Source organism: Rhizobium sp. F40D2 (genome assembly GCF_051810745.2).
In the GTDB taxonomy this organism is placed as follows: Bacteria; Pseudomonadota; Alphaproteobacteria; order Rhizobiales; family Rhizobiaceae; genus Rhizobium.
Map to the genome: position 1 here is coordinate 443,124 of NZ_JBPWQX020000002.1, position 14,101 is coordinate 457,224.

Annotated in this window: 12 protein-coding genes and 1 pseudogene; 9 read left to right on the forward strand and 4 right to left on the reverse strand. The window is 58.2% G+C overall.

Annotated features, from left to right (window positions below):
• Positions 1-10 precede the first annotated feature (10 nt).
• The 3 genes from ACS4RS_RS26840 (at position 11) to ACS4RS_RS26850 (ending at position 3,194) form a co-directional block, all read left to right on the forward strand.
• Positions 11-1,063 carry a GDP-mannose 4,6-dehydratase gene (locus ACS4RS_RS26840; RefSeq protein WP_439013068.1) on the forward strand — a complete coding sequence of 351 codons (1,053 nt, stop codon included), beginning with the start codon at positions 11-13 and terminating at the stop codon, positions 1,061-1,063.
• A 62-nt stretch (positions 1,064-1,125) separates the two neighbouring features.
• On the forward strand, positions 1,126-2,130 hold the full coding sequence (locus ACS4RS_RS26845) for a glycosyltransferase (protein ID WP_439013277.1): 1,005 nt from the start codon (positions 1,126-1,128) through the stop codon (positions 2,128-2,130).
• A gap of 71 nt (positions 2,131-2,201) precedes the next feature.
• A complete protein-coding gene (locus tag ACS4RS_RS26850; protein WP_439013278.1) occupies positions 2,202-3,194 on the forward strand; it encodes a glycosyltransferase in 993 nt (330 codons plus the stop codon).
• 200 nt (positions 3,195-3,394) lie between these two features.
• On the opposite strand, the gene ACS4RS_RS26855 is transcribed toward ACS4RS_RS26850, so the two are convergent.
• Positions 3,395-4,150 carry a LuxR C-terminal-related transcriptional regulator gene (locus ACS4RS_RS26855; RefSeq protein WP_439013279.1) on the reverse strand — a complete coding sequence of 252 codons (756 nt, stop codon included), beginning with the start codon at positions 4,148-4,150 and terminating at the stop codon, positions 3,395-3,397.
• Between the two features lie 561 nt (positions 4,151-4,711).
• On the opposite strand from ACS4RS_RS26855, the gene ACS4RS_RS26860 reads away from it, so the two are divergent.
• From ACS4RS_RS26860 to ACS4RS_RS26885, 6 genes are read left to right on the forward strand one after another with little or no spacing between them, the layout of a single operon-like run.
• Positions 4,712-5,218: a DapH/DapD/GlmU-related protein gene (locus ACS4RS_RS26860; RefSeq protein ID WP_439013069.1), complete on the forward strand. Its 507-nt coding sequence runs from the start codon at positions 4,712-4,714 to the stop codon at positions 5,216-5,218.
• Positions 5,215-6,252 carry a Gfo/Idh/MocA family oxidoreductase gene (locus tag ACS4RS_RS26865; protein ID WP_439013070.1) on the forward strand — a complete coding sequence of 346 codons (1,038 nt, stop codon included), beginning with the start codon at positions 5,215-5,217 and terminating at the stop codon, positions 6,250-6,252. The genes ACS4RS_RS26860 and ACS4RS_RS26865 overlap by 4 nt, the downstream gene beginning before the upstream one ends.
• Positions 6,249-7,352, forward strand: coding sequence for a DegT/DnrJ/EryC1/StrS family aminotransferase (locus tag ACS4RS_RS26870; protein WP_439013071.1), 1,104 nt, complete (start codon positions 6,249-6,251; stop codon positions 7,350-7,352). Before ACS4RS_RS26865 ends, ACS4RS_RS26870 begins: the two co-directional genes overlap by 4 nt.
• On the forward strand, positions 7,342-8,061 hold the full coding sequence (locus ACS4RS_RS26875; RefSeq protein WP_439013072.1) for a DapH/DapD/GlmU-related protein: 720 nt from the start codon (positions 7,342-7,344) through the stop codon (positions 8,059-8,061). Before ACS4RS_RS26870 ends, ACS4RS_RS26875 begins: the two co-directional genes overlap by 11 nt.
• Positions 8,058-9,029, forward strand: a complete 972-nt coding sequence (locus ACS4RS_RS26880) for an NAD-dependent epimerase/dehydratase family protein (protein ID WP_439013073.1) — start codon at positions 8,058-8,060, stop codon at positions 9,027-9,029. Before ACS4RS_RS26875 ends, ACS4RS_RS26880 begins: the two co-directional genes overlap by 4 nt.
• Entirely contained in the window at positions 9,026-10,255 is a 1,230-nt protein-coding gene (locus tag ACS4RS_RS26885) for a DegT/DnrJ/EryC1/StrS family aminotransferase (RefSeq protein WP_439013074.1), read from the forward strand. The genes ACS4RS_RS26880 and ACS4RS_RS26885 overlap by 4 nt, the downstream gene beginning before the upstream one ends.
• 53 nt (positions 10,256-10,308) lie before the next feature.
• Here the strand turns inward: ACS4RS_RS26885 and ACS4RS_RS26890 are convergent, their stop codons facing one another.
• From ACS4RS_RS26890 to ACS4RS_RS26900, 3 genes and pseudogenes are all read right to left on the reverse strand, one after another.
• Positions 10,309-11,817: an O-antigen translocase gene (locus ACS4RS_RS26890; protein ID WP_439013075.1), complete on the reverse strand. Its 1,509-nt coding sequence runs from the start codon at positions 11,815-11,817 to the stop codon at positions 10,309-10,311.
• Between the two features lie 79 nt (positions 11,818-11,896).
• A pseudogene (locus ACS4RS_RS26895) lies at positions 11,897-13,205 on the reverse strand (polysaccharide biosynthesis/export family protein).
• A 605-nt stretch (positions 13,206-13,810) separates the two neighbouring features.
• Positions 13,811-14,032, reverse strand: coding sequence for a hypothetical protein (locus ACS4RS_RS26900; protein WP_439013076.1), 222 nt, complete (start codon positions 14,030-14,032; stop codon positions 13,811-13,813).
• Between the last annotated feature and the right edge of the window lie 69 nt (positions 14,033-14,101).

The window sequence follows — 14,101 nt, forward strand, 5'->3', positions numbered from 1 at the left end:
GAGCACATCAATGCACGGACACAAGAGAATTATGGTTACCGGCGGCACCGGGTTTCTGGGATCATTCCTGTGCGAAAGGCTTTTGCGAGAGGGTAACGACGTCCTCTGCGTGGACAATTACTACACCGGTTCGCGCGACAACGTGCTGCACCTTCTCGACGATCCACGCTTTGAGATACTTCGCCACGACATTACCTTCCCGCTTTATGTGGAGGTCGACGAGATCTACAACCTCGCCTGCCCGGCATCTCCGGTCCACTATCAGCACGACCCTGTGCAGACAGTGAAGACCAATGTGCACGGCGCCATCAACATGCTCGGCTTGGCAAAACGCACCAAGGCGAAGATCTTCCAGGCCTCCACCAGCGAAGTTTACGGTGATCCGGCCGTCCACCCTCAACCCGAGGAGTATCGAGGCAGCGTCAATCCGATCGGCCCGCGGGCATGTTATGACGAAGGCAAGCGGTGTGCCGAAACATTGTTCTTCGACTATCATCGTCAATACGGTGTGGAAATCCGGGTGGCGCGGATCTTCAATACCTATGGGCCGCGCATGCAGACCAATGACGGTCGCGTCGTCTCGAACTTCATCGTTCAGGCGCTTCAAAACCAACCGATCACCATCTTCGGCAACGGCACGCAGACGCGCTCCTTCTGCTATGTAGACGATCTGATCGAGGGCTTCATCCGACTGATGGGGGCGCCGGCCGGCGTTACGGGTCCGATCAATCTCGGTAACCCGGGAGAATTCCAGGTCCGCGAACTCGCCGAAATGGTCATCGAGATGACGGGATCGAAATCAAGCATCGTTTACAATCCTCTGCCGATTGACGATCCGACACAGCGCAAGCCCGACATCAGTCGCGCAAAGCAGGACCTAGGCTGGCAGCCGACGGTGAATCTGCGAGAGGGGCTCGAGAAAACGATCGCGTATTTCGAGTGGAAGCTTTCTGGCGGAGCCAAGAGCGTGCCTGGCGTCCGGCCCTCGCGAACGGCTTACACCTATCTGCCTACCCCGGCCGCCGGCCTTCCTGTTCAGGAAGCCGTATCAATCGGGCCGTGAACAGCAACGTCGATCATTGCAAGGCGAAGCTCGTTTTCTTTCGATGGGATGGTGCCGGAAACATGAATGTGCATAGCATACCAACAGGAGCCGCCCCTGCGGGCGCAAAACAGCGGCTGGGGCCCATCGTCTTTGCGGTCGATGCGGCCTACACCGTTCCCTTGGCGACCGCCCTTAGATCGGTCGCCGAGAATAACCAAAGCGCATGGCCCCTGGATATCCATGTCATTCATGAGGGAATAGTCGAAGAAACAAAGCGACGGATCTTTGAATCTTTGCCCGCAAATTCTGTGGTCATTCAGTGGCATCCCATCGGTACCTTGTCCTTCGCAAGCGGATTCTCCACTCGCCCTGGCGTTTCAAGTATGACCTTCGCCAGGATCCTTCTACCGCAGTTCCTTCCGCAGACCTGCGACCGGGCTCTGTATCTGGATGGCGACATCCTGGTGCTGAATGCGCTTGAACAGTTGTGGAATATCGATCTGGGCGAGGCAGTGATCGGCGCCGTACCGGATTACTGGCTGGACAATGTCGTGAGTAACGGACCATGGGAAACAGGCTTCCCTCGGGTCGAACGTTATTTCAACGCCGGCATTCTTCTTGTCGATCTCGCAAAATGGCGAAACGAGCGAATATCGGAACGATCGCTGGACTATCTCGACCGCTTTCCGACGACGGAATATTCGGATCAAGACGCTCTTAACGTCGCCTGCGACGGAAAGTGGAAGATCCTGGACCGCGCCTGGAATTTTCAGTTCGAGCCCACGCAGGCGATCGCCCACATGGCGCTGGAGCAGAAGCCCGCGATTGTTCATTTCGTGACCAACGTGAAGCCCTGGAAATCCGGAAGCTTGAGCCCTAACGTTGCCTTCTACGATACGTTTCGGTCCCGGACCCGTTTTGCACTTACGCGTTGGGAGCGCGTTCAGAGTGGCTTGAAGCGTGCAGGCTCCCGGTTGCTTGCCCGATCTGCCTTGTTGAGAGCTGCATGGTCCTGCACGAAATCGGCTATGCGGGCGTACGCCTCAAAGTCTACGCGGATGAATCGTGGAGCGAAGAACGCGTAAGAGCGAAACCAAGTCCAGTTCGGGCTCCTTCAAATGCTCCGAACGAGACGATTGCCTGCGGAGGAACAAGTTTGCAACGCGTTGATGTCGTCATTCCTTGCTACAACTACGCTCATTTCCTGCAGGAATGTGTTGGAAGTGTTCTTTCTCAAGCAGGCGTCGATGTGCGCGTGCTTGTCCTGGATGACTGCTCGCCAGACAATACGCCGGAAGTCGGAAAGGCTTTGGCATCCCGGGACAAACGGGTCACTTATCGGCGGCACACGGCAAACAAGGGCCACATTGCCACCTATAATGAGGGAATCGAGTGGGCGGGCGGCGACTTATTCCTGCTTCTCTCTGCGGACGATTATCTCTTGCCGGGCGCGCTGCGGCGCTCTGCGGAGCTTATGCGCAATCATCCGCATGTGGGGTTTACGTTCGGGAACGCGCTCATAGCTGAGCCAAGTGGCGTCACAACTAAGCGCGTCGATCCTCTCGGCGCCAATAGTGTGCCTCCCATGCAGATCTTGTCCGGCCCGCAATTCATGCGGTTGAGTGGGGCAAACAATCTGGTTCCGACGCCGACGGCCGTCGTGAGAACGACGCTGCAAAAACAGGCCGGCGGCTATCATAAGGAACTGCCACATGCCGGTGATATGGAGATGTGGCTGCGGCTCGCATCACATGCCGGAGTGGGTTACATCAACGAAGATCAAGCAGTATACCGCAGGCATGCTTCAAACATGTCGCTACAATACTACGGACAAAGTATTCTTCCTGACCTCCAGCAAAGAAAACAGGCTTTCGATATTCTGTTTCGACAGGGCGCGGATAACCTCAGAACAGATGAGAATCTAAGACGTTTTCTTACAAGGGATCTCGGGAAAGAGGCGCTTCGGCTGGCCGGCATGGCATTCAATAATTTCGATGTTGCTACAGCCCTCGCTATTCAGCGCTTTGCTCTCGAGGTTTCTCCGGAACTGCGAAATTCGGTACCCTGGATCAAGTTGGTCTGCAAACAAACGATCGGGCCAAAGTGCTGGTACGCCTTGAATTCTATGCGACGAAGAGTTGCAGCATGAATAGGCAGGACCGGCCGGTTAGTTCATCCGCAGGTACGGAAAAAGCAGTCTCTGTTGAGCGCTCGATCGCTGCGGATGCCACGATTGCGGGAAGCGCAACAGAGTGCCCTCAAAAAACCCGGTGACGCGTTTGCGCCACCGGGTGATTTGAGCAAAGAATGTTCGTCCAAGTATGCTCCAACCAGTTCACGTCTCTACGATCATGCTGGAATGGTATTTTGGAACAAGTCGTTAAGCTTGAACACGACCTCCGTCCGGTTCGTTGCTTTGACCTTTTTCATGATGTTGCGAACATGCACCTTGACGGTGCTTTCTCGCAGGTTGAGCTCGTAAGCAATGATCTTGTTCGCCTTCCCGCGGCGCAGTGCCGCGACGACTTCGGCCTGGCGATCGGTGAATATCCCGGCCAGCGGATGCGCTGTCGGATTGTTCGACTGTATCAAGTGACGCATGGCAAACAGGGCGCTTGCGGGCACGAAAAGTCCTCCTGCCACCGATAGCGCAATCAGCTCCATGCAGACGCTAATGCTGACGGAGGCAGGTATGTAACCCTTTGCTCCGTAATCGATTGCCCTCACGATCTGGGCGAAATCGTCACTATCGGACAATATGATGACCGGTGTCGACGCGAATTCCGACGAAAGAGCCTTGATCTGCTCCGAAACGACTGGGTCGTCGACCGTCTTACCGCCGACGTTCAAGAGTATTGCCGAAAGCGGAGGATATTCTTCACGCTTTTGCTTCCACTCTTCGATCGATCCGAACGCCAGAATCACGAAATCCGCCGTGTGTGCGGCCATGCATTGCGCAAGGCAGTGCCGGTCAAGTTCCCTTTTATCGAGAATGACAAGCGAATGCTTTGACTTTGACGGTCCGGCAAACGTTGTCGAACCATCGTCTATCTCCAACGGAAGAGATATGTTTTCCTGCCTGTGGCTTATATTTATTGTATCCAACGCCCTATCCTCCCAGCCTTTTTTACGCGGTACTTCAAAGTCGAATATCAAACCCCTCTGTAAATAAGGGAGTTTAATAACCAGAAGTGCTAAACTATTAACACAGTTTCCAAGATGTTAAACTAATTAATAGTGGTTATCTCAACACATAAGTTCCACGCAAATATACAAATGGTTACATAGTTGAGATTGATCGATCTCGGCTAATTCATTTGTATGGCGGCCCGTCAGGTTGCTACATATATTTAGTCGAATGCGCTAAACCCATGTGAATTTTGGCGTCTTAGACGTGGAAGACCAGGATTGATCGGCGCGTGACCTGCCGCTGCCGATGGTCGATGGCTATAGACGTTCGCATGGGATCGTCATCCAATTTTCGTAAGCAGATACGCCTTTAGGTGAATGAGCTTCAACGTTTTGTTTCTTTACTCAGATGAAGAAAACAATTCTTTTTGAAGGCAAGGAAATATTTGCTCTGACGAAACGAAACCTTGCATGCATTCTTGCGATGGCCGGTTTCACCCACGTCAGGGTCTGTTGAAGCGTAGGGGGCGAGTTGGGATGATTGCATCGAACGTCAACCTGGGTGACGGCTGCGTTATCCACCATCGGGATCTTGTGAATCTATACGGCTGTACGATCGGCGCGGGAACGCGCATCGGCACCTTCGTTGAAATCCAGAAAAACGTCCTCGTCGGAAAAGACTGCAAGATCTCCAGCCATTCCTTCCTCTGTGAAGGCGTGACGCTGGAGGACGGCGTTTTTATCGGCCACGGGGTCATGTTCACCAATGATATCTATCCGCGCGCCGTCAATTCGGACGGCAGTCTGCAGACGGAGGCTGATTGGGTCGTCATCCCCACTCTGGTCAAGCGCCACGCATCGATCGGCAGCAACGCCACCATTCTGCCCGGCGTGACCATCGGCGAGGCCGCACAGGTCGGCGCAGGAGCGGTTGTAACGAAGGATGTGCCTGCCGGCGCCATTGTTGCCGGCGTTCCGGCGAGAATCACCGGTCGCGTTCATGACCGGTCAGTTGACATGCAAGTGTTGGGAGGAATGCGATGATCGGCATTGCTGTAGTTGGGTATGGGTATTGGGGCCCGAACCTGGTTCGTAACATCTCGGAAGCGGCCGGCGCGCAGCTCCTTTCGGTTTGTGATCTGAATGTCGAACGGTTGGCGGCTGTTAAAAGCCGGTATCCCGCGGTGACGATCACCGACAATTTCGAGGAAGTTCTGCGCGATCCGAGAGTGGATGCAATCGCCATCGCAACGCCGGTCTCGACCCATTTCAAGCTTGCAATGCAGGCGATGATGGCCGGAAAGCATGTGTTTGTCGAAAAGCCGATGGCGTCGACGACGGAGGAAGCCGCCCGGATGGTCGAGGAAGCCGCGCGCAGACGCCTCGTACTGGCCGTGGATCATACCTTCGTCCACACCGGCGCCGTCCGCAAGATGCGCGAACTGGTCGAAAGTGGCCTTGGGGACATGTATTACTACGACTCGGTTCGGGTCAATCTCGGGCTTTTCCAGCACGATGTCAGCGTTATCTGGGATCTTGCGGTGCACGACCTGTCCATCCTGGACCATGTTGTCCAGGAAAGGCCGGTGGCTGTGTCTGCGACGGGCATGAGCCACGTGCTCGGCGAGCCGGAGAACATCGCCTATCTGACGCTTTTCTTCGAAAGCAAGCTTATCGCCCATATCCACGTCAACTGGTTGGCGCCGGTCAAAGTGCGCCGCACGCTGATCGGCGGCAGCAACAAGATGGTCGTCTACGACGATCTGGAGCCCAGCGAAAAGATCAAGGTTTACGACAAGGGCATCACGCTGAACCCGAATTCTCAGGCCTACGGCGAGAAGGTGCATCAGATGATGGTCGGCTATCGCAGCGGCGACATGTGGGCGCCCAAGCTCGATATGACCGAAGCGTTGAAACGCGAACTGGATCAGTTCGTCGATTGCATCGAGCAGAATTCGCGGCCCATTACCGATGGCCAGGCCGGGCTGCGTGTCGTTCGCACACTTGAAGCCGCAAGCCGGTCGCTCGCCCAGCGCGGTCGCATCATCGAGCTCGAAGAGGCGAGGCGCATTGCATGATCCCGTTCCTGGACCTCAAAGCACAATATCAATCGATCAAGAGCGAAATCGACGCCGCCGTGCTCGGCGTGCTCGCCTCGGGACAATACATACTGGGCGAGGAGGTCGCCCGGCTCGAACAGGAATTCGCGGATTATTGCAACGTCAAACATGCGATAGCCGTCAACACCGGGACGAGCGCCCTGCATCTGTCGCTGCTCGCTGCAGGCGTCGGCCCGGGCGATGAGGTCATTACCGTGCCGTTTACTTTCGTCGCGACTGTGTCGGCGATCTGCTACGCAGGTGCACGACCGGTGTTCGTCGATGTCGAGCCTGTGACGTTGACGATGGATCCGGCTCAGCTCGAGGCAAAGATCACTCCCCGAACCAAGGCCATTATTCCCGTCCATCTCTACGGTCAGATGGCCGATATGGACGCGATCAAGGCCATTGCCGACCACCACCGGATACCGGTCATCGAGGACGCCTGCCAGGCGCACGGAGCACAGTACAAAGGCGCGCGCGCCGGCAGCATCGGCGCATCCGGCTGCTTCAGCTTCTATCCTGGCAAGAACCTCGGCGCCTGCGGCGAGGGCGGTATCGTCGTCACGAACAGCGACGATCAGGCCAAGACGATGCGCATGCTGCGCGACTGGGGTCAGGAACAGCGTTATCACCATCTGCTGAAGGGCTTCAACTACCGCATGGATGCCATTCAGGGGGCGATCCTGCGCATCAAGCTCCGGCATCTCGAAGCCTGGACCGAAGCGCGGCGCGCCCATGGCCGCCGCTACTCGCTGCTGCTCGGCGGTTCGCCGAATTTGAGGACGCCTGTCGAAGTCGCCGGCCGGCGCCACGTCTACCACGTCTATGCCATCAGAAGCCGCGATCGCGACGAGCTTCAGCGCGTGCTGAGCGCGGAGGACATCCAGTCCGGGCTGCACTATCCGATCCCCGTTCACCTCCAGAAGGCCCATGCCGACCTTGGGTACCAGGCCGGCGATTTCCCAATCTCGGAAGCCGCCGCACGGGAGGTGCTCTCGCTGCCGATCTATCCCGAGATGCCGGCGCGGCACGTCGATCAGGTGGCCGCCGCGTTGGAGTACGCCTATGTCAGCTAGTCGTGCCGGCGAGGCCCGGGTCGTGCAGGCGGTCCATGGCCGTCACGAAAGGCTGGCGGACCCGACCTACCAGGCTGGGTTGGCCGAAGAACTCAGGCAATCTTATGGGCGCGCCGGCCTGATCGAGCTCTACGGTCGTTTCGCGGCCGGGGACGGTGTCATCGATACACTGATGCGAAAAGCCATCTGGCAAGCCATCGCGCGGAGCTGCGGCACAGGATTGCAGGTTGCAGGCGGTGCCGGTTTCAAGCATCCGGAAACTTTCGAAATCGGCAATGGCGTGTTCATTGGCGCCCAGGCCTATATCCAGGGACGCTTCGACGGTACCTGCGTGATCGGCGACAATGTCTGGATCGGGCCGATGGCCTATTTCGACGCGCGCGACCTGGTGATCGAGGATTGTGTCGGCTGGGGACCCGGCGCCAAGGTGCTTGGCTCGAGCCACACGGCCCTGCCGGTGGATGTGCCGATCATCCGCACGGATCTCGAAATCAAGCCGGTCCGTATCGGCGCATGGGCCGACATAGGTACCAATGCCACAATACTTCCCGGCGTGACCATCGGCAAAGGCGCGATCGTCGGTGCGGGCGCCGTTGTCGTCTCAGATGTCGAGCCGTTTTCAGTTGTCGCCGGGGTGCCGGCGAAGTTCATACGCTGGCGCACGGAGGCTGATCCTGTGCTGGATATATCGCATGGAGGAAGATCGTGAGAAATCAACGGGTGCTCATTACCGGCGGAGCCGGCCTGATCGGGTCGCATATTGCCGATCTCGTCGCATTGGAAAGACCGCGTGAGATCATCATTCTCGACAACTTCGTGCGCGGACGCCGGGATAATCTCAGCACGGCAATAGCCAGCGGGTACGTTAACATCATCGAGGGAGATATCCGCGACAGAGCGCTTCTGGCAAAAGTCTTCGAAGGCGTCGATATTGTGTTTCATCAGGCCGCCATCCGCATCACGCAGTGCGCGGAAGAGCCACGACTGGCTTTTGATGTCCTTGCGGAGGGCACGTTCAACGTTCTCGAATCTGCCGTCAAGGCAGGTGTCTCGAAGGTGGTCGCTGCTTCCTCGGCTTCCGTTTTGGGGCTGGCCGAGAGCTTTCCCACGACCGAAGAGCATCATCCCTACAACAACCGGACGATCTACGGCGCGGCGAAGGTATTCAACGAGGGGCTGATGCGCAGCTTTGCGGAAATGTACGGTCTGCGCTATGTCGCGCTCCGTTATTTCAACGTCTATGGGCCGCGCATGGACGTTTACGGCGCCTATACGGAAGTTCTGATCCGTTGGATGGAGCGCCTGGTGGCGGGAATGCCGCCCCTCATCTATGGGGACGGTAGCCAGACGATGGACTTCGTCGATGCCCGCGACATCGCCCGCGCAAACATTTTGGCCGCGAAAAGCGATGTCACGGACGAAGTGTTCAACGTCGCGAGCGGCAAGGAAATAAGCCTGCTGCAACTCGCGAAGATGCTGAGCGACATTATGGGTTCTTCACTAGAGCCGGAGCACAAAGAAGCCCGCACGGTCAACGGCGTGACTCGTCGTCTTGCCGATATCAGCAAGGCCGAACGGCTCCTCGGTTTCAAGGCGGAGATCTCCATGGAGCAAGGGCTTCGTGATCTCGTTGCCTGGTGGCAAATGCAGACCGACGCAGGGGGGCAGGCAGCATGAGTTCATCTCAATCCACAATTCCGGCTACAATTCCTGTCGCCAAACCCGTCCTTGGAGAGGAAGAGGCTGAAGCTGCGCGCCGCGTCATTCTGTCCGGATGGGTGACACAGGGGCCGGAGGTCGCGGCTTTCGAGCGTGAATTCGCTGCCTTCGTGGGCGCCACGCATGCTTGCGCCATGTCCAACTGCACAACTGCGTTGCATCTGGCGCTGAAGGCGGTCGGCGTATCCGCCGGCGATGAAGTCGTCACGGTCAGCCATTCTTTCATCGCGACCGCAAACGCAGTTCGATACTGCGATGCTGTGCCCGTTTTCGTCGATATCGAAGACGGTGGTTACAACATCGACGCCAGCCTGATCGAAAGGGCGATCACGCCCCGCACCAAGGCAATTCTCTGCGTGCACCAACTCGGCATGCCTTGCGATCTCCGCGCCATCGTCGAGATCGGCAAGCGCCATCAGATACCGGTCATCGAGGATGCGGCCTGTGCGACGGGAAGCGAAATCCTGTGGGACGGGCGTTGGGAAAAGATCGGCAAAGCGCATGGCGACATTGCATGCTTCTCCTTCCACCCCAGGAAGGTGGTCACCACGGGCGATGGCGGCATGCTGACCACGGCCAATCCCGAATATGACCGGAAGTTCCGGCTCTGGCGCCAGCACGGCATGAGCGTCACGGATGCCGTCCGTCACGGCTCGAGGCAGGTGATCTTCGAAGACTATGACGAGTTGGGTTACAATTACCGGATGACCGATCTTCAGGCGGCCGTCGGACGTGAGCAGCTGCGGCGGCTGCCGGAGTTGGTTGCCCAGCGCAGGCTGCTTGCCGAGCAATATTGCCAACGTCTGCAGACGATTGCAGGGCTTTCTCTCCCGGCCGAACCACGCTGGGCTCGCAGCAACTGGCAGAGCTTCTGTCTGAGATTGCCCGACACGGTCGACCAGCGGGCGGTCATGCAGATCCTGCTCGATCAGGGTATCGCGACCCGGCGTGGCGTGATGAACATTCATCTGGAGGGAGCCTATTCGGGTGAGAGCTCCTACCGCGCCGCCACGAGCCTGATGCGAAGCGTATCTGCGCAGCAGCAAACGATCATCCTGCCGCTCTATGCCCAGATGACGGTGTCTGAGATGGACCGGGTTGTCGAGGCACTTCGCGCCGCCCTTGCGGACGCGACCGTCGGAGCCGTCAGTGTGCAACGCGCCAGGGATGTCGCTGTCGCCTGAGAACAATCAGCATAACGAACAATGCGCGTATCTTCGGATGCGCGCATTGTTCGTTATGCTGTCTTCGTGATCCATTCGCGGATGATTGCCGGCACGGATTCCGGCGGAAGCAGGTCGACCAGCATGCGCAGCGAATATAGACCGCAGAGAACGACGGCGACGAAACCCATCACCGTCGCCGGCCATAGCGGCAAAATCGAGAACATCAGGAATACCAGTCCCGATGCGGGCAGGAAGAGCAGCGCGTGTCTGCGATTGGCGGCGGACCAGCGAAAACCGGTCAGCTTCCGCACGATCACATAGATCAGGATGCTGTGCCAGACATAGAGGCCAAAAAACGCCATGCCGGCTCCGCGCGTACCAAGCAGCGATACGAAGAGCCAGGCAAGTCCTACATGCACGACCGCCGCCGCAACCTCCGTCCAGAAGAAAATCGCCTGGGTCCGCTTCGCCACGACGATGAAACCCATCGGCCAAGAAATAATCCGCAGCATCATGCCAAGGCAGATCCAGCGCAGAAGCTCGACTGCTCCGTGAAATTCCGCCGAATAGAACAGGCTCATCATCAGCGGCGCGAGCGTCAGCGTGCCGAGCAGGCCGGGACCGGCGAGCAGCATGCTGATTTCCGCCTGTTCATTGACCAGCCGATTGCATTCGGCGCTGTTGTCGATCGTTGCGGTCAGGCGCGGATAGAAATCCGTTCCCATGGCCTGCAGGATGAAACCGGCATATAGACCGCCGAGGCCCCAGGCCGCTTGATACAGTCCCGCCGCCGTGACGCCGCCCTCCTTGAGCACGATGAGGCGGATGGCATAGGCCGCACCGAAGGTCAGAAGCCCGCTTGCCATGAAGACGAAACCGAGCCGGAGCAGCGCCGATACCTCCCGGCTGAACTGGCGCGTCGGCATTGACGAGGGATGCGGGAAGAGCCGCCGGCTGTACCACCAGGTCGGAAGGATCGAGGCAGCTGCAATGACCACGAGCGACGGTGCGATCGCCTGGACCCCGAACAGGTAGATCAAAGGGATACTCACGGCTGTACCGAAGAGCCCGGCAAGCACGTTGATGCGGGCAAGATCCGCAATGCCGCGCAGGCCCTGGATCAATGCGCTCTGCCCCGCAGACACCAGCCGGAAAAAAACGGCGAGCGACAGCAGCACAATGCCACCGACATGCTGGTAATCACCGAACGTGAAACCTGAGACGGGATATGCCAAGGCGGCGAGGAGAAGCCCGCCAAGTAGCGCCAGCACCACCGATATGCGTCTCAGTACGGTCGCCGACTGGGCAATCCTCGCTGCGTCGCCGGTGCCGGCTGCCTCCGCGACTTGGCGCACGCCACTGCCGCCGACGCCCAGACCCGCGATAGACTGCGCGATATCGACAATCGAGCTATAAAGTCCCATAAGCCCGATGCCTTCCGGCCCGAGCAGGACGGCCATCGCCTTGTTTCTGATAATGCTGAGTGCGACATTCACGAGCGAGGCGCCACCCATCAGCACCGTCGACCTGAGGATTTCAGTGTAGGTCTGGCTGCCGGGTGGGGTCATGCGCAAAGTCATCGGAAGCCCCTAGCCGTGTTTTCCGTGCCAGCGTTCAATCCCCGCTGCAGGCTCGATTGCAGCACATGCTTTTCGCTTATCACCGGCTTACCTGACTGATATGCGCCTCGGTCTGAACAGGCAGGGCTGCGGCGTCTTCGGACGGCGCATCGCCGATGCGGGCCCGGGTTACCCTGACCACGTCGCCCGGCGCTAGCTCGGTTGTTTCGGAGGCCTGGAATTGATTGACCTCACCCTTGTCCCGCCGGTTCACGACGAACGTCAGGGGAGGTCTTCAACGCGCCTTTTCACGTTGGCGCCGTTCGACACGTCTTCGAGAAGCAGTTGTTGCGTGGTGTCGCGCTTCAATTTCAGCTGATCGAGATTGGCTTTTTCCGCCTGCACCTCGGATGCGATCTCGCTGCGGCGAGTGTCGGAAAGTCCCTCGAGATTGCGCGTCGTCTCGTTGATCGCCTGGCGGCCACGCATGATGGCGGTGACGAGATCGAGCCGGTCGGAACGATAGGTGGTGAGCAACCGTTCCAGATCCATCTGGCGTGAGGTGATCGTGAGGCCCTTCTGGACCAGCGTCTTCACGCTCGTCAGTTGCTCTTCGACCGACTGGATATTGTCATCGGAGCCTTTCAGCTTTTCTTCCAATGTGTCGATTTCCGCCGTCAAGAGATTGCGCAACTCGACGAGGGCCACGGACTGCTTGTCCAGCGCGTTTGCACGGGCCTGAAAGATGACCCGCTCCTCCTGGTAGAGACTCTCGGCATATTGCCGATCGGTAGCGGGCGGTTGATCGAAGGTGATCTCTTTCTCCCCGGCCATCTCCGCTTGCAGCCGCGCCAGCTTTGCCGAACTGCGCAGCAGCGAATGGTCGATTTCCTGCAGGTCGCCGGCAAGCCTGATCGTCTGCGATTGCTGCTGCGCCGCCGCCCGCAACGGGCCGCCGCTCATCGCCAGGGATTGCAGGACGCTGAGGCCGGAGCGGAACTTGTATTCTCCCGGCGCCATCACGTCTCCGACGACGTAAATGGAGGGATAGTCGAGGATATCGATAGTCACTGCAGGTGCCTGGGCCAGACCCATCTTCGCCTGAAGGCGCTTGGCAATCTCATTGGTAAGGCTCGCATTGTCCAGATTTCCGACCGACAGCGACCCCAGAAAGGGCAGGGAGACCGTCCCTGCATCCGAAACCGTATAGTCGCCGCCAATCCCGTCCCATCGCTCAAACTGGCCTTTGGACTGGATCCATTGGACGATCGTCAGGCGGATTCTCGTTTGTGGAGCCAAGGGGGAGCTGTCGGCGGCAGCGGGCGACACAGCCCCGGCGAGAAAGACGAGTGCGCTGACGACGAACGTCGCGCGAAAGAACACGCGGGGGCGCGGTGCGATAGATTCATATACATGTCTCGCCTGCAAAACATTCTTACACGGACGCTGATACGATACTTTGAACTCTGCTCGAACGCCGGAAGCCAATTCCGAAGCTGCATCGCCAGTGTGCAGTCTGGTGAAGCCTTGAGGAAGGTGGAGGTCGTTTGCTTTGCCACATCAATATTGATGAGGCGGGGAGGGTGCTTCAGCCTAAATTGAGTAGAAACATATATCGGCGGTGCGATCCACAGACGTTATCTTGGAAAATCAACAGGTTCTGCACGCAGAAATGGGTGCGCTCTTCGGCAAAGTGCAACCTTTCCGGCAGCGCCTTTATGTTCGGGATCGTGGGTTTTTCCGCATGATAACCCGCCGCTTGGCTATCTTTGCGCCTGCGAGCCGTGCCCAGGAATCGACGGGTCTCCGCCCTCGCGCATCTGAGCCATCGCGTGGGCGACGCAACACGGCCGCTTGCCCAAAGGATGCCGCCAGTAGAGCGAAAGGCGTAGGATATAGTCTGCCAATTTTCGACTATACTTCAGAGCTTCGCGTTTAAGCGATATAGATTTGACCCTGACAATCTTGCGAGGTACCTGCCATGTATCGCAACGCTCGCCGGTGGACTTCGCGCTCACTCCTGCTGGATTCGCTGGTTCCCCGATGGTTGACCGTCGGCGGAAAAGAAAGGCCGCGCAAGCCTGCCGGAAAGCACGGGGATGATGCTCAACTCGCGGCAGCGGTGCAAACCTCGGATGGAAACAAGCAGGCCTACATGGTCGGCGATCTCCATAAGGACGGGGCGCTTAACGAACATGAGGTTGGGCAGCGCGCCGGCGCAAACGGTGACGCTCATGGTCGGGCCGACGACAGCCTCGTCGCGCCGCCCTTGCCCGACGCTTTCACAATCAATCGCGAAATCGGA

Excerpts from the sequence above, each read along its gene's own strand:
- ACS4RS_RS26840 (WP_439013068.1), top strand. The coding sequence starts at position 11 with ATGCACGGACACAAGAGAATTATGGTTACCGGCGGCACCGGGTTTCTG.
- ACS4RS_RS26845 (WP_439013277.1), top strand. The coding sequence starts at position 1,126 with ATGAATGTGCATAGCATACCAACAGGAGCCGCCCCTGCGGGCGCAAAA.
- ACS4RS_RS26860 (WP_439013069.1), top strand. The coding sequence starts at position 4,712 with ATGATTGCATCGAACGTCAACCTGGGTGACGGCTGCGTTATCCACCAT.
- ACS4RS_RS26865 (WP_439013070.1), top strand. The coding sequence starts at position 5,215 with ATGATCGGCATTGCTGTAGTTGGGTATGGGTATTGGGGCCCGAACCTG.
- ACS4RS_RS26870 (WP_439013071.1), top strand. The coding sequence starts at position 6,249 with ATGATCCCGTTCCTGGACCTCAAAGCACAATATCAATCGATCAAGAGC.
- ACS4RS_RS26875 (WP_439013072.1), top strand. The coding sequence starts at position 7,342 with ATGTCAGCTAGTCGTGCCGGCGAGGCCCGGGTCGTGCAGGCGGTCCAT.
- ACS4RS_RS26885 (WP_439013074.1), top strand. The coding sequence starts at position 9,026 with ATGAGTTCATCTCAATCCACAATTCCGGCTACAATTCCTGTCGCCAAA.
- ACS4RS_RS26890 (WP_439013075.1), bottom strand. The coding sequence starts at position 11,817 with ATGACTTTGCGCATGACCCCACCCGGCAGCCAGACCTACACTGAAATC.
- ACS4RS_RS26900 (WP_439013076.1), bottom strand. The coding sequence starts at position 14,032 with ATGAGCGTCACCGTTTGCGCCGGCGCGCTGCCCAACCTCATGTTCGTT.